The following is a 16,631-nucleotide window of genomic DNA, read 5'->3' as shown; positions in this document are numbered from 1 at the left end:
GTGTTCTTCGGCTTGTCCGGGACCGGCAAGACGACCCTGTCGGCCGACCCCAAGCGGACGCTGATCGGCGACGACGAGCACGGCTGGTCGGATACCGCCGTGTTCAACTTCGAGGGTGGTTGCTACGCCAAGATGATCCGCCTCTCGCCCGAGGCCGAGCCGGAGATCTTCGCCACCAGCAAGCGCTTCGGCACCGTGCTCGAGAATGTCGTGATGGACGAGGTCACGCGCGAGCTCGACTTCGACGATGCGAGCCTCGCCGAGAATAGCCGCGGCGCTTATCCGATCGACTTCATCCCCAATTCTTCCGAGAAGAACATGGGGCCGGTGCCCAAGACCATCGTCATGCTCACCGCCGACGCGTTCGGAGTGTTGCCGCCGATCGCGCGGCTGACCCCGGACCAGGCGATGTACCACTTCCTGTCGGGCTACACCGCCAAGGTCGCGGGCACAGAGATCGGCGTGACCGAGCCCGAGGCGACTTTCTCGACCTGCTTCGGGGCGCCCTTCATGCCGCGTCACCCTTCCGTCTACGGCAATCTGCTCAAGGAGCGTATTGCCAGCGGTGGCGTCACCTGCTGGCTGGTCAACACTGGCTGGACCGGGGGCAAATACGGGGTCGGCAAGCGCATGCCGATCAAGGCCACGCGGGCCCTGCTCAACGCCGCGCTCGACGGCAGCCTCAACAATTCCGAGTTCCGCAAGGACCCCAATTTCGGGTTCGAAGTGCCGGTGTCGGTGCACGGACTCGAGCAAGCGGGGATCGACCCGACCATCCTCGACCCGCGCTCAACCTGGGTCGACAAGGACGAGTACGACCGCACCGCGGCCAAATTGGTCGACCTGTTCGTCGACAATTTCTCCGAATTTGCCGCCCACGTCGATGAAGGGGTTCGCCAAGCCGCCCCCAAAGTCGCCGCCAACGCCTAGCCCGGTCACGGATCGGGCCTACCCCAGGACCCGATCCGATGACCGAATTTTCGCCACGACCATTCACCACCGACACCGCGGTCGTCCGCATCGGCGAGGGGTTGCTCGCGCGCACCCTGCCGCGCGAAGACTGGACCCACGAGGCGCACCTCGCCGCGACGACCTATCTGCTGACCCAGCGGCCCGACATCGACCTCGACGCCGCGCTGCCCGGCATCATACGCGGCTATAACGAGAGCGTCGGCGGGGTGAACGACGACACCCAGGGCTATCACGAGACGATCACCCGCGCATTCCTCCACGGCGTCCGCCTATTCCTCGCCGAGGCGGATCGGTCGGAGCCGCTGCACGAGCTGGTCAACCAGCTGCTGCTGACCCCGATGGACCGCCGCGACTGGCCCCTGCGCTTCTGGTCGCGCGAGCGCCTGTTCTCGGTCGCAGCGCGCCGCGATTACATTGCGCCCGACCTCGCCGCTTTGCCGTGACGCGGAACGCGCGCCCGCTCTCGCTCATTGAGCCGATACACGAGGAGAGGACCCATCCAATGGAAATGCTCAACGCAATCAATCAGGAAGGCGGCGTCGAAGCCGTTTCGCGCGAGCTCGGGGTCGATCAGCAGACCGCTCAAACCGGCATTTCCGCGCTGCTCCCGGCGGTCCTCGGCGGGATGCAGAACAAGGCCGAGGCCAGCCCGCAGGGGCTCGGCGGGCTCGCCTCAATCCTCGGCGGCCTCGGCGGCGGCGGCTTGCTTTCCAACGTGCTCGCGCCCCAGCCGACCGACGTCAATCAGGGCAATCAGGTGCTGGGCGAGATCTTCGGCGATAAGGACACCAGCCGCGCGGTCGCCGCCGACGCGGCGCAGAAGAGCGGCCTGTCGCCCGACCTGCTCAAGAAGATGCTGCCGATCGTCGCGATGCTAGCGGCGGGCTATTTCGCCAAGCGCGCGGGCGCGGGCGGGGGCAGCGCGATCGGTGGCGGGGCAGCTGGCGGCGGTCTCGGCGGCCTGCTCGGCTCGCTGCTCGGCGGCGGCACCGCGGCAGGTGGCGGCAACGTGCTCGGCTCGATCCTCGGCAGCCTCGCCGGCCGCCGCTAGGCGGGCACCGTCGCGATGTAGTCGTCGACGTTCTTGGCGAGCACGTCCATCGGGACGTTGCCGCCAAGCACGACGGCGTCGTTGAACGCCTTGATGTCGTAGCGCGCGGCCAGCGCGGCCTGCGCCTTGGTCCGTTCGCGGTTGATCGCGGTGTGGCCGATCTTGTAGCCGCACGCCTGGCCCGGCCAACTGCAATAGCGGTCGACCTCGCTGCGCACTTCGTCCTCTTTCGAGCCATTCTCCTCGACGAAGAAGCGCACCGCCTGCTCGCGGCTCCAGCCCTTGGCGTGCAGCCCGGTGTCGACCACCAGGCGGCAGGCGCGGAAGGCGATGCCCTGGAGGTAGCCGAGGCGCCCCGCGGCGAAGTAGTCATAGGCGCCGAACTCGTCGGCGAGCTGTTGCGCGTAGAGCGCCCAGCCCTCGGAATAAGCGCCGAACGTCAGCAGGGTGCGGATCAGCGGCAATTTATTGGCATATTCGCCCTGCCAGACATGGCCCGGGATCGCCTCGTGGTGGGTGAGGTCGGGGAGGTCGAACTTGGTGTGCAGCGCGGTGGTGCGCAGGTTGATCCAGAACTTGCCGGGGATGGTGCCGTCGATGGATCCCGCGCCGCCATACGCGCCGGGCGCGCCGGGTTCTTCCTCGGGGGGCAGGCGCCGCACCTCGAGATTGCCGGGGACCAACGTGTTGAACATCTGCGGCAGCTTGGTGCGGATGATCCGCACGCGCTCCTCGATGAACGCCATGATCTCGGCGCGGCCCTTGTCGCCCTCGGCGAATTTGTAGCGCGGGTCCTTGCCGAGCGCCTGCATCCGCTCGCCGACCGAGCCCTTGGTGTAGCCGAGGCTGGTCAGGATCGGGTCCATCCGGCCCTGCAGCTCGCGTAGCTCGTCGCGGCCGATCTGGTGGATTTCGTCGGGGGTCAAAGTGGTCGTGGTCGAGGCCTTGAGCGCCCAGCGGTAATATTCCGCGCCGCCCGGCCGCGACGCCATCCCGGGCTGGTCGGTGGCGACCGCGCGCTGGGCCTCGAGCTCGGCGATCTGGGCGGCGAGGGCTGGCACGACGGCTGACGTGGCGATCGCGCGCGCGCGACCGGCCCAGTCGCCGGGGATGCCTTTTGCCTTGGTCCGCCGCACGATCGATTCGACCAGCCCGCCGCCGCCCCGCGCGCCCTCGGCCGACTGCTTGAGCTGGGTCAGCGCCTTGTCGATCAGGAAGCGCGGCGGGACCAGGCCCTTGGCGCGGGCATCCTGGATCCGGCCCAACTCGCCGTTCAATTGCCGCGGATAGCTGGCGAGCCGCGCGAGATAGGCCTCGGCGTCGGCGGCGGTGGCGATCTGGTGGTCGCTGTCGAGGAACCTCGGCGTGTCAAGATAAGCGCCGACATTCTGGATGACCACGTAGGGCGTGTTGCGCCAGCTGCCGACGGCGACATCGCCATAGGGCAAGGCGAAGCCCTCGAGCGCGGTGGTGTAGGCGCTGCGCACGACCTCGACGCTGGTGCGGGTCGAATGCGACAAGGGGGCGACGTCGACCGCGTTGGCGCGGGCGAGGTCGGCGCGCAGCACATTCGCGATGCGTTGCTGGCCCGCCGCCGAGCGGTCGGCGAGCCGCGAGCGAAGGTGCGCGAATTCGCCCTTGTCGATCCCCAGCGAGGTCGCGCTTTCGGGCGACAGGCCGAGCAAATTCTTGCCGATCGAATCGAGCAGCGCGGTGGCATCGGCCTCGGCATTGGCAGCGACCGGGATCGGCGCCGCGCCGGCGGGCGGCTCAACTGCAAGCGGGCGGGCGCACGACGACAGCAACGGATAAGCAGCGCTTGCGGCAAGCGCGGCGACCGCCTGGCGGCGGCTCAAGGACAGATCGTTCAACTTCACAGCTCCATCAGGTCAGGCAGGTGGAAGGGCGCGGTCGGGCTCGACGGTCAGGCAATTGCCGTCGACCCCGGTGATCTTGACCCGCTCGCCGGGCGCGGCGGGGCCGCCGCGCGCGCTCCATTCGCTGTCGCCGACGCGGACCCGGCCGCCATGCTCGTCGACCGCATCGACCACCACCACCGACTTGCCGACCAGCCGCGCGCCGCGGTCGTTGAGGAACTGGTCGTCACCGGCGATCGCGGGGCGCGCATAAAATTTGCGCCCGGCGAGCACCGCCAGCGTGGCGTACAAGGCGAACAGCGCAAGCTGGGCCGGCGTGCCAAGGTCGAACAGCAAGGTGAACGCGCCCGTGGCGATTGCCGCGGCGCCGATGAACAGCAGGAAGAACCCCGGCGCGATCACTTCGGCGATGAGCAGCAATACGCCGCCGATCGCCCACAGCCAGCCCGGCTCGAGATCGTTGAACATCTAACCTTACCCGCGGCACGCCGGGCAGGGTGGGCGGCGCACCGCGGCGCGCCGTGGTGGTCGGGCCGGCCCGCGGCGCGGCGGGCGAGCGCGTTGCATTCTCGCCGAACACTTCCCGCGCAAGCTCGCCGATCCCGCCCAGCGTGCCCATCAGCTGGGTCGCCTCGACCGGGAACAATATGGTCTTGGCGTTGGGCGAAGTGGCGAACTTGCCCAGCGCCTCGACATATTTCTGGGCGACGAAATAGTTGATCGCCTGGCCCGAGCCGGCCTCGATCGCGTCGCTCACCGACTTGGTCGCGGCGGCTTCGGCCTCGGCCGACCGCTCGCGCGCCTCGGCCTCGCGGAACGCGGCTTCCTTCAACCCCTCGGCCTGGAGGATCTTGGCCTGCTTCTCGCCCTCGGCGCGGAGGATTTCAGAGGCGCGCGCGCCCTCCGCCTCGAGGATCGAGGCGCGCTTCTCGCGCTCGGCCTTCATCTGCCGCGTCATGGCGTTGACGATGTCGGCGGGCGGGCGGATGTCCTTCAATTCGACGCGCGTGATCTTGACCCCCCACGCCTCGGTCGCATGGTCGACCACGTTGAGCAGCCGGGCATTGATCTCGTCGCGCTTGGACAGCGTCTCGTCCAAGTCCATCGAGCCCATCACGGTGCGCAAATTGGTGGTCGAGAGCTGGAGGATGGCGAGGTACAGGTCGCTTACTTCATATGCCGCCTTGGCCGCGTCGAGGACTTGGAAGAACACCACCCCGTCGACCGCGACCATCGCATTGTCCTTGGTGATGATCTCCTGCCCGGGGATGTCGAGCACCTGCTCCATCATGTTGATCTTGTGCCCGACGCGGTAGAAGAACGGCGGCACGAAGTTGAAGCCGGGCTGGCCGACCCGCACGAAGCGGCCGAAATGCTCGATCGTGTAGCGATAGCCCTGGTGGACGATCTTGACGCTCATCATCACGAACAGCAGCGCAAGCACCGCAATCGCGATCATCAATGTAGTCAGCATGGACATTCCCGTTTCCCCTGGTTGCGGCCATGATGCGACGGCGCAACGCCGAGCAAAAGGAAAATCGACGTGGACGTAGATCTGTTCGGCACACGGTCGCTGCTGTTCCTCCCCGCGTCCAATCCGCGCGCCATCGCCAGGGCGCGCGACAGCGCCGCCGACCTCGTCATCCTCGACCTCGAGGATGCGGTGAAGGAAAGCGATAAGGCGCTGGCCCGCGAGGCCGCGGTCGCCGCGGTCGCCGAGCGCTGGCCGATGCCGGTCGCAATCCGCATCAACGGCACCGGCACCGAGTGGCACGCCGACGATCTCGTCGCGGTCGCCATGTCGGATGCCGACGTGCTGGTCCTGCCGATGGCGGAAAGCGCCGAAGAGATCGACGGGCTGGTGGCGGTCGAGCGGCCGGTGATGGCGATGATCGAAAGCGCCGTGGGAGTGTTCGCCGCGCCGGCCATTGCCAAGGCCTGCGCAGGGCTGATCGTCGGCACCAACGACCTGTCCGCCGACCTGCGGCTCGCCCCCGATGCCGGCCGCGGGCCGCTCCAGACCGCGCTTCAGATGGTCCTGCTCGCCGCCCGCGCCGGTGAGGCGGCGGCGTTCGACGGGGTGTTCAACCGCCTCGACGATCCCGACGGCTTCGCCGCCGAATGCGCCGAGAGCCGCTGGCTCGGATTCGACGGCAAAAGCCTGATCCACCCCGACCAGATCGCGCCGTGCCACGCCGCCTTCGCGCCGACCGCGGCCGAGCTCGACCGCGCCCGCCGCCTGGTCGATGCCGCAACCGGCGGCGCCGAGCGCTTCGAAGGCGCGATGATCGAACGCATGCACGTCGAGGCAGCGGAGCGGCTGCTGGCGCGTTCCTAGGGTTGGCGAATCGCTTGCGTCCTGCCAAAGGCGCGCATGGCTGACTACACCGCTGCTTCCGACATCCCGCTGGGCCTGACCTTCGACGACGTGCTGCTCCAGCCGCGCGAATCCTCGGTGCTGCCGAGCCAGGCCGACACCAGCACCATCCTGACCCGCGCCATCCCGCTCAACATCCCCTTGCTGTCATCGGCGATGGACACGGTGACCGAGGCCGACATGGCGATCGCCCTGGCCCAACTGGGCGGCATCGGCGTGCTCCACCGCAACATGACCATCGAGGAGCAGGCCGCCGCGGTGCGCGCGGTCAAGCGGTTCGAGAGCGGAATGGTGGTCAACCCGATCACCATGACCCCCGACGAAACCCTCGCTGACGCGCTCGAGCTGATGAAGACCAACCGCATCAGCGGCATCCCGATCGTCGAGAAATCGGGCAAATTGGTCGGCATCTTGACCAACCGCGACGTGCGCTTCGCCGAAAATCCGAAGCAGAAGGTCAGCGAGCTGATGACCCGCGACAACCTCGCCACGGTCCCGCTCGGCACCAGCCAGGAGGAGGCTCAGCGCATCCTCCACCAGCGCCGCATCGAGAAGCTGATTGTGGTCGACGACAGCCACCACTGCGTCGGGCTGATCACCGTCAAGGACATCGAGAAATCGGTCGCCGCGCCGTTCGCGACCAAGGACGGCGAGGGGCGCCTGCGCGTCGCCGCCGCCACCACCGTCGGCGATTCGGGCTTTGCTCGGTCGGAGGCGCTGATCGCGGCGGGCTGCGACTGCATCGTGATCGACACCGCCCACGGTCACAATGTCGACGTCGGCCGCGCGGTCGAGCGGATGAAAAAATTGTCCAACTCGGTGCAGGTGATCGCCGGCAACGTCGCCACCGCCGATGCCGCCAAGGCGCTGGCGGATGCCGGCGCGGATGCGATCAAGGTCGGCATCGGCCCGGGGTCGATCTGCACCACGCGGATCGTGGCGGGGGTCGGCGTGCCGCAGCTGACCGCGGTGATGGAAGCCTCCGCCGCCGCGGCAAAGGCCGGCGTCCCGGTGATCGCCGACGGCGGCATCCGCACCTCGGGCGACATCGCCAAGGCGCTCGCCGCGGGCGCCTCGAGCGTGATGGTCGGCTCGCTCCTGGCCGGCACCGAGGAAGCGCCCGGCGACACCTTTTTGTACCAGGGCCGCAGCTACAAGAGCTACCGCGGGATGGGCTCGGTCGGCGCGATGGCGCGCGGCTCGGCCGACCGCTATTTCCAGCAGGACATCCGCGACCAGTTGAAGCTTGTCCCCGAGGGCATCGAGGGCCAGGTGCCGTTCAAGGGCCCGGTGCGCGACATCGTCCACCAGTTGGTCGGCGGGGTGAAGGCGGCGATGGGCTACACCGGATCGAACACGATTGCCGAGCTTCAGCAGCGCGCGCGCTTCGTCCGCATCACCAACGCGGGCCTGAGCGAGAGCCACGTCCACGACGTCGCCATCACCCGCGAGGCGCCCAATTATCCGACGCGGTAAATCCTCCCCTCCCGCTTGCGGGAGGGGATTGTGGGGAGGGCCTGTCTTGCAACTGCTGTCCTCCTCACAGGCCCTCCCCCCGGCCCCCTCCCGCGGGGCGGGAGGGGGAGAAGTGCCATGACTCCCGCTGCCCGGCTCCAGGCCGCCGCCGAGATCCTCGATGAGGTGATCGCCGCGGCGCGCGACGATGGGCCACCCGCCGACGCCGTCGTCACCCGCTATTTCAAGACCCGTCGATACGCCGGATCGGGCGACCGCCGCGCGGTGCGCGAGCTGGTGTTCCGCGCGATCCGCCGCTCAGCCGAGATTCCGGCCGATGGCCGCGCCGCGATGCTCGGGCTGGCCGACGACGATCCCGAACTTGGTGCCTTGTTCGGCGAAGTGCGCGGGCCTGAGGCGCGCACCGACGGCGAGCGCGGCGCCGACGCCACCATCGTCCCGCAATGGCTCGAAAGCGAATTTTCGCCGCTGGTCGCCACCGCCGAATGGCCGGCGCTGCTCGAGCGCGCTCCCCTCGACCTCCGCGTCAACGCCGCGCGGGCAAAGCGCGATGACCTGCTCGACAATTTCCCTGGCGCCGAGCCGACCCCGCTCAGCCCGTGGGGCCTGCGCCTGCCCGCCGACGGCCGCCTCGACGATCATCCGGCGATCACCGGCGGGCTCGCCGAGGTGCAGGACGAAGGCAGCCAATTGATCGCTCTGGCCTGCACCCCGCGTGACGGCGATCTGCTGGTCGATTTGTGCGCGGGGGCGGGCGGCAAGGCGCTGGCGCTCGCCGCGGCGGCGCCCGGCGCGCGCATCCTCGCCACCGACAGCAACCGCGCGCGTCTGTCCAAGCTCGGGCCAAGGGCCGCGCGCGCCGGCGCCACCATCGACACCCTGCTGCTCAACCCGCCGAATGAGCTTGAAGCGCTCGCCGAATGGCACAACGCCTCCGACCTCGTGCTGGTCGATGCACCGTGCTCGGGCAGCGGCACTTGGCGGCGGAACCCAGACGGCCGCTGGCGGCTCACCCCCGAGCGCCTCGAGCGCCTGCTCGCGGCTCAGGCGCGACTGCTCCATCTGGGCGCGGCGCTGGTCAAGCCGGGCGGGCGGCTGGTCTATGCGGTGTGCTCACTGCTGACCCGCGAAGGGGCGGGGCAGGCGGCTGCGTTCCTCGATCGCCATTCATCGTGGGTATTCGAGGAAACCCCGATACGGGCCGGGCGTTCGGACGGAGTCGGGCGATTGCTGACTCCGGCCCACGACGCGACCGACGGCTTTTTCGTCGCGCGGCTGGTGAGACCGTGATACGACGGCGCCAAGAGTGGAGAGATTGATGCGCGTGTTGCCCCGAATTGCACTGGCCGGACTGGCCGCGTTCCTGATTGCCGGCCCGGTGGTCGGGCAGCGCCCCGACGACCAGATCAACCCGGCGTCGCAGAGCCTGCTGCGCCAGGGCCTGGCGCATTATTCGGCGGGCCGCTTCACCGAGGCTGACGACGCGCTGGAAAGCGCGCTGGCGGTCGATCCGCGCAACCGCGCCGCGTTCGTCGCGCTCGCCCGCGTCGCGCAGAAGCAGAAATTGTTCGGCCAGGCGATCCGCTTCACTAACAAGGCGCTCGCGCTCGAACCCGCCGATGTCGACGCCATCGCAGTCCAGGGCGAGGCGATGGTCGAACTGGGCGCGCTGCCGCGGGCCAAGGCCAACCTCGCCAAGCTGCAGAAGCTGTGCCCGAGCGGGTGCACGCAGCTCGCCTCGCTGACCACCGCGATCAGCCGCGGCCCGACGGTCGCCGCGGTCAAGCCGCCGCCCACGCCGAAGACGAATTAGCTTAAGCGTCTCGCCAGGCTGACGAACTCCGCCACGGTCAGCGTTTCGGCGCGGCGTTCGGGACCGATGCCCAGCGCCGCCAGCGCCTCGAGCCCGCCGGGCAATCCCTTGAGGCTCGAGCGCAACATCTTGCGCCGCTGGCCGAACGCCGCCTCGGTCACTTGTCCGAGCACCAGCGGATCGACCCCCGCCGGCGCGTCAGCCGGCACGATGTGGACCACCGCCGAGGTCACCTTGGGCGGCGGGACGAACGCCGAGCGGTTGACCTTGAGCACGATCCGCGGCGCCGCGCGCCACTGCGCCAGCACCGACAGCCGCCCATAGGCCTTGCTCCCCGGCGGCGCGACCAGCCGTTCGGCGACCTCCTGCTGGAACATCAGGGTCAGCGAGCGCCACCACGGCGGCCACGGCCCGCTCAGCCAGCGCAGCAGCAGCGCGGTGCCGACATTGTAGGGCAAGTTTGCAACGGCATGCGCGCCGTCGCCGACTTCAGCTTGCTCGTCGATCTTGAGCGCATCGGCCTCGATAAGCCGCAACTGGCCCGGATGCGCCGCTTCGAGTTCGGCCAGCGCCGGCAGGCAGCGCCGGTCGCGCTCGACCGCGACCACGCTGGCGCCGGCGTCGAGCAACGCCGCGGTCAGCCCGCCGGGCCCGGGCCCAACCTCATAGACCGTCGCTCCGTCGAGCGGTCCGGGGATCGCCGCGATGCGCGCCAACAATTGCCGGTCGAGGATGAAATTCTGCCCCAGCGCCTTGCTTGCCTGGAGCCCGTGCCGCGCGATCACCGCGCGCAGCGGTTCTTGGGCGTCGCTCACTCGTCGCGGGCGCGATTGAGCGCGCACTCCGCCGCCATGCGGATCGCCGCCGCCATCGGCCGCGGGTCGGCGCGGTCGCCCCCCGCGATGTCGAACGCGGTGCCGTGGTCTGGCGAGGTGCGCACGATCGGCAGCCCAAGCGTGACATTGACCCCGTCCTCGAAGTGCAGCGCCTTCAACGGCACCAGCGCCTGGTCGTGGTACATGCACAATGCCGCGTCATAGCGCGCGCGCGCCGAGCCGTGGAACATGGTGTCGGCGGGGTGGGGGCCGGTCACCCGCCAGCCTTCGCCGCGCAGCACCGCGATCGCCGGCTCGATCAGCTCGATCTCCTCGCGCCCGAGCTGCCCGCCCTCGCCGGCATGAGGGTTGAGCGCGGCGACCGCGAGGCGCGGCTCGGCGATCCCGAAATTGCGCTGGAGCCCGCGCAGCACGGTCCGCCCGCGCGATTCGATCAGCGCCGCGGTCAGCTCGCGCGGCACGTTGGCGAACGCGACATGGGTGGTGACCGGGACCGTGCGCAGGGTCGGCCCGGCGAGCATCATCGCGACATTGCCGGGCGAGATGCCGCACCGCTCGGCGACGAATTCGGTCTGGCCGGGGTGCGAGAAGCCGATCGTGTAGAGCTGTTCCTTCGACACCGGCCCGGTAATCACCGCCGATGCCGAGCCCGAGCGCGCCAGCCCGACCGCGATCTCGAGCGAATCGAGCGAGCAATGCGCGCCGGCGACACTCGGGTGGCCGGGCAGGTCGGCCTCGGCGGCGGCGATCTGGATCAACGGCAGGCCGACATCGAACGCGGCGTCGATGTCGCGCTGGTCGTCGATCGCCTCGATCGGCCCGTCCCACACCGCGGCAAGCGAGCGGGGGTCGCCGATCGCGACGAACGGCGGCAGCCCGAACGCGGCGCGGTTGTCCCAGCATTTGGCGACCACTTCGGGGCCGATTCCGGCGGGATCGCCGAGCGACACCGCCAGCGGTTTAGGAGACAGGCGCGCCATGGCGCGTCCCCCCTAGCGGAATTCGATCACCGCATCACGGCGCAAGTCGCGCAGGTAGCGGCGCGCGCGCAGATTGACGCGCTCCTCGCTGATCTGGCTGAACACCTGGTCGAAGCTCGGCGCGCCGGGATTGACCTCGTCGCGGCCGCACAACACGAGGATGCGCACGCCTTCCTCGATCGACCCGAACGGGCGGGTCGCCTGGCCGACCTGCATCGGCATCATGATCTCCTGCAGCGCCGGCGGCAGCTCGCGCAATTTGACCTGGTCGCTCTGCACCAGCTCGGCGCTGAAGTCGGTGGCGATCTTGTCCGCCCCGCCGCACCCGCCGACGTTGCGAGCGGCCTCGGCGAAGCGCGCGACGATCGGGTCGGCCTGGGCGCGGGTGACGCCCTTGGCGAACGTCACCGACACCTGCTTGAGGCTGAGCACCGCGTTGCGCGGGTCGGCGGTGAGCAGCTTGCGGGTGTCTTGGACGGCGATGATCGACAGCCCGCCGGGGACCGGGATCGGATTGCTCACCGTGCCCGGGCCCATTGTCCTGAGCGCGGCTGAAATCGGCTCGGGCAATTGCTCGGGACGGACCCAGCCGAGATCGCCGCCGACCGCCGCGGTCGACGCTTCGGAGAATTGGCGGGCGTAGCCGACGAACGACGCGCCCTGGCGCAACTGCTCGAGGATCTTGGTCGCGGTGGCGGTCGCGGTCGCCTCATTGCCGCCGGCGGTCGACAGGAAGATCTCGCCGACGCGATATTCCTGGGTGCCCTTCGACGCATTCATCCGGTCGAGCACCGCCTTGACCTCGTCGTCGCCGACGCTGACCGAGCTTTCGACCTTGGCGCGCAGCAGCCGGCTCCACGCGATCTCGCCTTCGATCTGGCGGCGGATCGAGCGCAACGAAGAGCCGTTGGCCTTGAGATATTCACCCATTTGCGCCGGGGTCTGCTTGACCCCCGCAGCGACCCGCTCGAGCGTGCGGTCGATATCCTTGGGCGCGATGGTGATCTCTTCCGCCTTGGCGGCCTGGATCTGCAGCGTCTCGTCGATCAAATTGCGCAGCACCTGCTGGCGCAATTGCTCCATCTCGTTGGCGGGCAGCTGGCCGCCGTTGGAGATCGCCAGCAGCGCGAGGCGCTGGTCGACGTCGGTCTGGGTGATGATCTCGCCGTTAATGATCGCGGTCGCCTTGACCACCGACGGCATGCTGGTGCCGAACAATTGCGGGTTTTCGGGCAGCCGCAGCACGCTCGCGCTATTGGGCGCCGAGGCGACATCGGCCGGAGCAGCGGCGGGCGGTTCGGCGGCGGGCGGCGCCGCGGCCACCAGCGCGACCGCGGCGGTGGCGGCGATCACCAGGGCGGCGGCGGCGGTCGCCATCCGTGCACGCGCCGGAAAGAAGTCGGAAGCTGCTGCCACTGTGATGAAATCCTTGCTGAAACAGAGCGAATGATATGGTTGTCCGGTTTACCCTTGCCCGCTGAACGCAGGCTTAGCGGCCGAGTCCCTTGAGCGACAGATGGAAGCCGATCGTGCTGCCCTCGCGGAAGTTGCCGAGGCGCTCATAGTCGCGGCGCCACGTCAGGCCAACCTCCAGGCAGTCGTCCTCGTAATTGATCCCCAGCCGGTGGCGCACCGAGGCGAACCCGTCGGCCTGCGACAGCGGGTCCTCGCGCTTGCCGGTCAGGTCGAGCACGGTGGCGCCGAACAGCGACCAGTAGCGCGCGAACTTGACCCGCCCCGCCAGCCGCAACTCCTCCTTGTCGCGCAGATCCTCGATGTCGAGGCTGATGTTGCGGTTGAGCCGCAGGTAGCCGATCTGGGCGTAGGTCTCGTCGGTGCCCACGGTGAGGTCGAGCTCGTTGCGGCGCACCGCGAGATTGTCCTTGTCGACGCGGAAGCGGTGGGTGACGTCGATCAGCCGCCCGAAGCGGAACCGCGTGCGCCCGACCAGGTCCGACCAGCGGTCGGTCAGCCCGGTGCCTTCGGGAAAGATGCCGGGCTTTCGGGTCAGCCGGTAGCTTTGGCCGATGGTGGTGGCGATCGACAGGTTGGGCCGGTCGAGCGTCCAGTCGACGCCGTAGGTGATGCGCGAGCTGTCCTCCCATCGGTCGTAGCCGGCGAAGCGGCTGAGCGCGAACAGGTTGCTGTCCTCGAGATCGACCGCGCGCGCGTCTTCGTTGGGGATCGACAGGTTCTGGGTGTGCGGTGTGAGCACCATCTGAACCCGCGGGACGAGCCGCTGGAGGCCGCCCATCAGCGGGCCGATGAGAGGCCAGCGAACCTCGCCGGCAAGCGCCCCGATGCCGCGGAAATGCCAGCCGTTCTCGCCGCGGTAGACATCGACCGCGGTGCTCTCGGCATTGCTCGTGTGGTAAGCGTCGCCGCGCGCGAACGCGGTCAGCAGCAGCTCCTGCCCGTAGGTGGTCAAAAACCGCTGGTCCCACCGCGCGCTGGCGAACGCGCGCTGGGTGTCCTGCCCGTCGATGCGCAGGATGGCGAGGCTGTTGGCCTGCAACTCGAGCGCGCCGCCGATCACCGGCGGGTCGAGCTTGAAGCGCGCGTCGATCGCCGGCAGCGCGATCGGGCTGCGGCTCTGGACGTCGTCGGCGCGCAGCCCCTGGAACGCCCAGCCGGCGATCGAGCTGTACGACTTGGGGCTGATCCGCTCGGCGTTGACGAAATTGCGCAGGCGGTCGTCGCGGGTGATGTCGTAGCGCCGCGTCACGGTCTTGTCGCTGGCGATGCGGAACACCCCGGTGAGGCTCCACAGAGGGTCGAACTGGGCCTTGCCGTTGGCCTCGAAGTAAGCGCGCAGCCCGCGCCGCGTCTCCGGGTTGGGGTCGTCGATGTCGGGATCGTCGATCTTGCCGTAGGTGACGAATCCGCCGAGCTGGAACGCGCCGATGCGGTTGAGCTGGCGGTAGCGCGCCTCGAGCGCGGGCAAGGCGCCGGTGTAGACGTGCGGGGTGACGGTCAGATCGTGGTTGGGGCCGAACCGCCAGTAGCGCGGCACCGCCAGTTCGAGCCCGTTGCGGTTGGACAGGCTGATGTCGGGCACCAGCCAGCCGCTCGCCCCGCCGCCGCCGCCGCTGCCGGTGGCGACGCTGAAGATCGGCAGCAACGGCAGGGTCAGCCCGAACAATTGCAGCCGCCCGCCCTGGAAGCGGACGCTGTCGCGCGCCGGGTCGTGCGCAACCCGCGCCGCGGTGATGCTCCAGCTCGGGTTCTTGGGGCAGCCGGTCGGGCCGGTCACCGGGCACGGCGAGTAGATCGCGTTCTCCAGCGTCGTGACATTGCCCTTGCGCACCCCGCGCGTCGCGGCAATCCGCCCGCCGCCCTCGAGCACGATCAGCAAATTCTCCATCGTCCCGTCGCGCAAGGTATCGGTCAGCACGACGCTTTCGCCGACCAATTTGTCGCCTTCCGGGTTGAGCACGACGATATTGCCGTCGGCGCGCACTTCGCCGGTGCGGCGGTCCCAGGTGACCGAATCCGCGGCGAGGTAATTGCCATCGCGCGCCATGCGCACCGAGCCCGACGCGATAATGCGCTCGGCCTCGCTGTCGTAGGTGACCTGGTCGGCGCTGAAATCGACCATTTCGTCGGGGGTTTCAGGGGCCGCGGGAGGAGCAGCCGGCGCGGCGCCCGCAATCGGTGCCTCGGCCGACTGGGCGGCGGCTGCCGCTTGCGGGACGAGCGCGATCGGCAGCGCCGTCCACAGGAGCCATCCGTTACGCAAAAGTCGACTTCCGCCCGCTGCCCACATTCATCACGTGCCCGCGCTAACTCACCTTGTCCGGCGCGACAATGCCGCGCGGCGCCTTTGCCATGACCGTGCGCGCGGCCTACAGGGCGCGGCAAATCCATCTCGATCAAGGACCAATAGATGAAGATTCGCTTCGCCGAGCGCCGCCCCGACGGTGACTACGCATTGGTCGTGCCGGTGCGCGGCAAGGACACCGCGACCCTCGCTGCCCTCGGCGAACAGCGCGCCGCCGCCGAGGCCGCGCTCAAGCGCCAGCGGTTCGACGGCGAAGCCGGCAGCGCGGCCGAGCTGTTCCTCAACGACGACGCGGGCCCGCGCCGCCTGCTCGCGGTCGGCACCGGCGACGGCACCAGCGCCGCCGAAGCTGCCGAAAAGCTCGGCGGCACGCTCGTCGCGCGGCTGCTGCTGTCGGGCGAGACCCACGCCGTGCTCGATCTCACCGGGCTCGGCTACGGCGCCGACGATGCGGCCAAGGTCGCGCTCGCCGCGTCGCTCCGCGCGTGGCGTCATGACCGCTACCGCACCACGCTCAAGGACAAGCAGAAGCCGACGCTCGCCGAGCTCACCATCGTCGGCGCCGCCGCCGATGCGCAGGCGCGGTGGGAGCAGCGCTGGCAGCCGGTGCTCGAGGGCGTCGCGCTGACCCGCGAGCTGGTCGCCGAGCCGGCCAACATCATCTACCCCGAAAGCTTCGTCGAGCGCGTCCGCGCCTCGCTCGAGGGCACTGGCGTCGAAATCGACGTGCTCGATGGCGCCGCAATGACCAAGCTCGGCATGGGCGCCTTGCTCGGCGTCGGCCAAGGCTCGGTGCGCGATTCGCGGCTGCTCGTGCTGCGCTGGAACGGCGGCACCGCCGGCGCCGCGCCGCTGGCGCTGGTCGGCAAGGGGGTCACCTTCGACACCGGCGGCATCTCGATCAAGCCCGCCGCGGGCATGGAAGCGATGAAATGGGACATGGGCGGCGCGGGTGCGGTCGCGGGTGCGCTCAAGGCGCTCGCGCTGCGCAAGGCCAAGGCCAATGTCGTCGGCCTGTGCGGGCTGGTCGAGAACATGCCCGACGGCAATGCCCAGCGCCCCGGCGACGTGGTCACCTCGATGTCGGGACAGACTATCGAGGTCATCAACACCGACGCCGAGGGCCGCCTCGTGCTAGCCGACGTCATCACGTACGCCCAGCGCACCTTCAAGCCCAAGGTGCTGGTCGACCTCGCCACCCTGACCGGAGCGATCCTGATCAGCCTCGGCAAGGAATTCGGCGGGCTGTTCACACCCGACGACAAGCTCGCCGGGCAATTGCTCGCCGCGGGCACCGACAGCGGCGAGAAATTGTGGCGCCAGCCGCTCGGCGAGGCGTTCGACCGGCTGATCGATTCGCCGATCGCCGACATGAAGAATGTCGGGCCGCGCGAGGGCGGCTCGATCACCGCCGCGATGTTCATCCAGCGCTTCGTCGACGACGGCGTCAGCTGGGCCCATCTCGACA

14 protein-coding genes and 1 pseudogene are annotated in these 16,631 nt (G+C 69.3%); 8 read left to right on the top strand and 7 right to left on the bottom strand.

Annotation, left to right across the window (positions count from 1 at the left end; translation table 11 throughout):
• The 3 genes from RMP08_RS09730 to RMP08_RS09720 form a co-directional block, all read left to right on the top strand.
• On the top strand, nt 1-930 hold a 930-nt coding region (locus RMP08_RS09730), incomplete at its 5' end, for a phosphoenolpyruvate carboxykinase (ATP) (RefSeq protein ID WP_310468800.1).
• A 38-nt stretch (nt 931-968) separates the two neighbouring features.
• A complete protein-coding gene (locus RMP08_RS09725; RefSeq protein WP_310468799.1) occupies nt 969-1,415 on the top strand; it encodes a hypothetical protein in 447 nt (148 codons plus the stop codon).
• A gap of 59 nt (nt 1,416-1,474) precedes the next feature.
• Nucleotides 1,475-2,023 carry a DUF937 domain-containing protein gene (locus tag RMP08_RS09720; RefSeq protein WP_310468798.1) on the top strand — a complete coding sequence of 183 codons (549 nt, stop codon included), beginning with the start codon at nt 1,475-1,477 and terminating at the stop codon, nt 2,021-2,023.
• Here the strand turns inward: RMP08_RS09720 and RMP08_RS09715 are convergent.
• The 3 genes and pseudogenes from RMP08_RS09715 to RMP08_RS09705 form a co-directional block, all read right to left on the bottom strand.
• Nucleotides 2,020-3,900 carry a DUF885 domain-containing protein gene (locus RMP08_RS09715; RefSeq protein ID WP_310468797.1) on the bottom strand — a complete coding sequence of 627 codons (1,881 nt, stop codon included), beginning with the start codon at nt 3,898-3,900 and terminating at the stop codon, nt 2,020-2,022. The genes RMP08_RS09720 and RMP08_RS09715 overlap by 4 nt on opposite strands.
• 12 nt (nt 3,901-3,912) lie before the next feature.
• Nucleotides 3,913-4,191, bottom strand: coding sequence for an NfeD family protein (locus RMP08_RS09710; RefSeq protein WP_310468796.1), 279 nt, complete (start codon nt 4,189-4,191; stop codon nt 3,913-3,915).
• 238 nt (nt 4,192-4,429) lie between these two features.
• A pseudogene (locus tag RMP08_RS09705) lies at nt 4,430-5,359 on the bottom strand (SPFH domain-containing protein); the annotation flags it as partial.
• An 84-nt stretch (nt 5,360-5,443) separates the two neighbouring features.
• Between RMP08_RS09705 and RMP08_RS09700 the strand changes: the two are divergent.
• From RMP08_RS09700 to RMP08_RS09685, 4 genes are all read left to right on the top strand, one after another.
• Nucleotides 5,444-6,238 carry a CoA ester lyase gene (locus tag RMP08_RS09700; RefSeq protein ID WP_310468795.1) on the top strand — a complete coding sequence of 265 codons (795 nt, stop codon included), beginning with the start codon at nt 5,444-5,446 and terminating at the stop codon, nt 6,236-6,238.
• Nucleotides 6,239-6,274: 36 nt separating this feature from the next.
• On the top strand, nt 6,275-7,753 hold the full coding sequence (gene guaB / locus RMP08_RS09695) for an IMP dehydrogenase (protein ID WP_310468794.1): 1,479 nt from the start codon (nt 6,275-6,277) through the stop codon (nt 7,751-7,753).
• A 117-nt stretch (nt 7,754-7,870) separates the two neighbouring features.
• On the top strand, nt 7,871-9,043 hold the full coding sequence (locus RMP08_RS09690) for an RsmB/NOP family class I SAM-dependent RNA methyltransferase (RefSeq protein WP_310468793.1): 1,173 nt from the start codon (nt 7,871-7,873) through the stop codon (nt 9,041-9,043).
• A 28-nt stretch (nt 9,044-9,071) separates the two neighbouring features.
• Nucleotides 9,072-9,566 (top strand): hypothetical protein, encoded by a 495-nt coding sequence (locus tag RMP08_RS09685; protein ID WP_310468792.1) that lies wholly within the window; start codon nt 9,072-9,074, stop codon nt 9,564-9,566.
• Here RMP08_RS09685 and rsmA read toward each other — a convergent pair.
• From rsmA to RMP08_RS09665, 4 genes are all read right to left on the bottom strand, one after another.
• On the bottom strand, nt 9,563-10,381 hold the full coding sequence (gene rsmA, locus RMP08_RS09680) for a 16S rRNA (adenine(1518)-N(6)/adenine(1519)-N(6))-dimethyltransferase RsmA (RefSeq protein WP_310468791.1): 819 nt from the start codon (nt 10,379-10,381) through the stop codon (nt 9,563-9,565). The genes RMP08_RS09685 and rsmA overlap by 4 nt on opposite strands.
• Nucleotides 10,378-11,382 carry a 4-hydroxythreonine-4-phosphate dehydrogenase PdxA gene (pdxA, locus tag RMP08_RS09675; protein ID WP_310468790.1) on the bottom strand — a complete coding sequence of 335 codons (1,005 nt, stop codon included), beginning with the start codon at nt 11,380-11,382 and terminating at the stop codon, nt 10,378-10,380. Before pdxA ends, rsmA begins: the two co-directional genes overlap by 4 nt.
• A gap of 12 nt (nt 11,383-11,394) precedes the next feature.
• Entirely contained in the window at nt 11,395-12,798 is a 1,404-nt protein-coding gene (locus RMP08_RS09670; protein ID WP_310468789.1) for a peptidylprolyl isomerase, read from the bottom strand.
• Nucleotides 12,799-12,871: 73 nt separating this feature from the next.
• Nucleotides 12,872-15,121, bottom strand: coding sequence for an LPS assembly protein LptD (locus RMP08_RS09665; protein ID WP_310468788.1), 2,250 nt, complete (start codon nt 15,119-15,121; stop codon nt 12,872-12,874).
• Nucleotides 15,122-15,268: 147 nt separating this feature from the next.
• Here RMP08_RS09665 and RMP08_RS09660 point away from each other — a divergent pair.
• Nucleotides 15,269-16,631: leucyl aminopeptidase (locus RMP08_RS09660; protein ID WP_310468787.1), on the top strand; the 1,363-nt coding region annotated here is incomplete at its 3' end.

Source organism: Sphingomonas sp., from assembly GCF_031426035.1.
Classification (GTDB): Bacteria; Pseudomonadota; Alphaproteobacteria; order Sphingomonadales; family Sphingomonadaceae; genus Sphingomicrobium.
Note: the sequence above shows the minus strand (reverse complement) of the source record. Positions and strands in the feature narration are given on the sequence as shown.

What these genes read in the sequence shown, in the direction of transcription:
- RMP08_RS09725 (WP_310468799.1), top strand. Translation starts at nt 969, where the DNA reads ATGACCGAATTTTCGCCACGACCATTCACCACCGACACCGCGGTCGTC.
- RMP08_RS09720 (WP_310468798.1), top strand. Translation starts at nt 1,475, where the DNA reads ATGGAAATGCTCAACGCAATCAATCAGGAAGGCGGCGTCGAAGCCGTT.
- guaB (WP_310468794.1), top strand. Translation starts at nt 6,275, where the DNA reads ATGGCTGACTACACCGCTGCTTCCGACATCCCGCTGGGCCTGACCTTC.
- RMP08_RS09690 (WP_310468793.1), top strand. Translation starts at nt 7,871, where the DNA reads ATGACTCCCGCTGCCCGGCTCCAGGCCGCCGCCGAGATCCTCGATGAG.
- RMP08_RS09685 (WP_310468792.1), top strand. Translation starts at nt 9,072, where the DNA reads ATGCGCGTGTTGCCCCGAATTGCACTGGCCGGACTGGCCGCGTTCCTG.
- pdxA (WP_310468790.1), bottom strand. Translation starts at nt 11,382, where the DNA reads ATGGCGCGCCTGTCTCCTAAACCGCTGGCGGTGTCGCTCGGCGATCCC.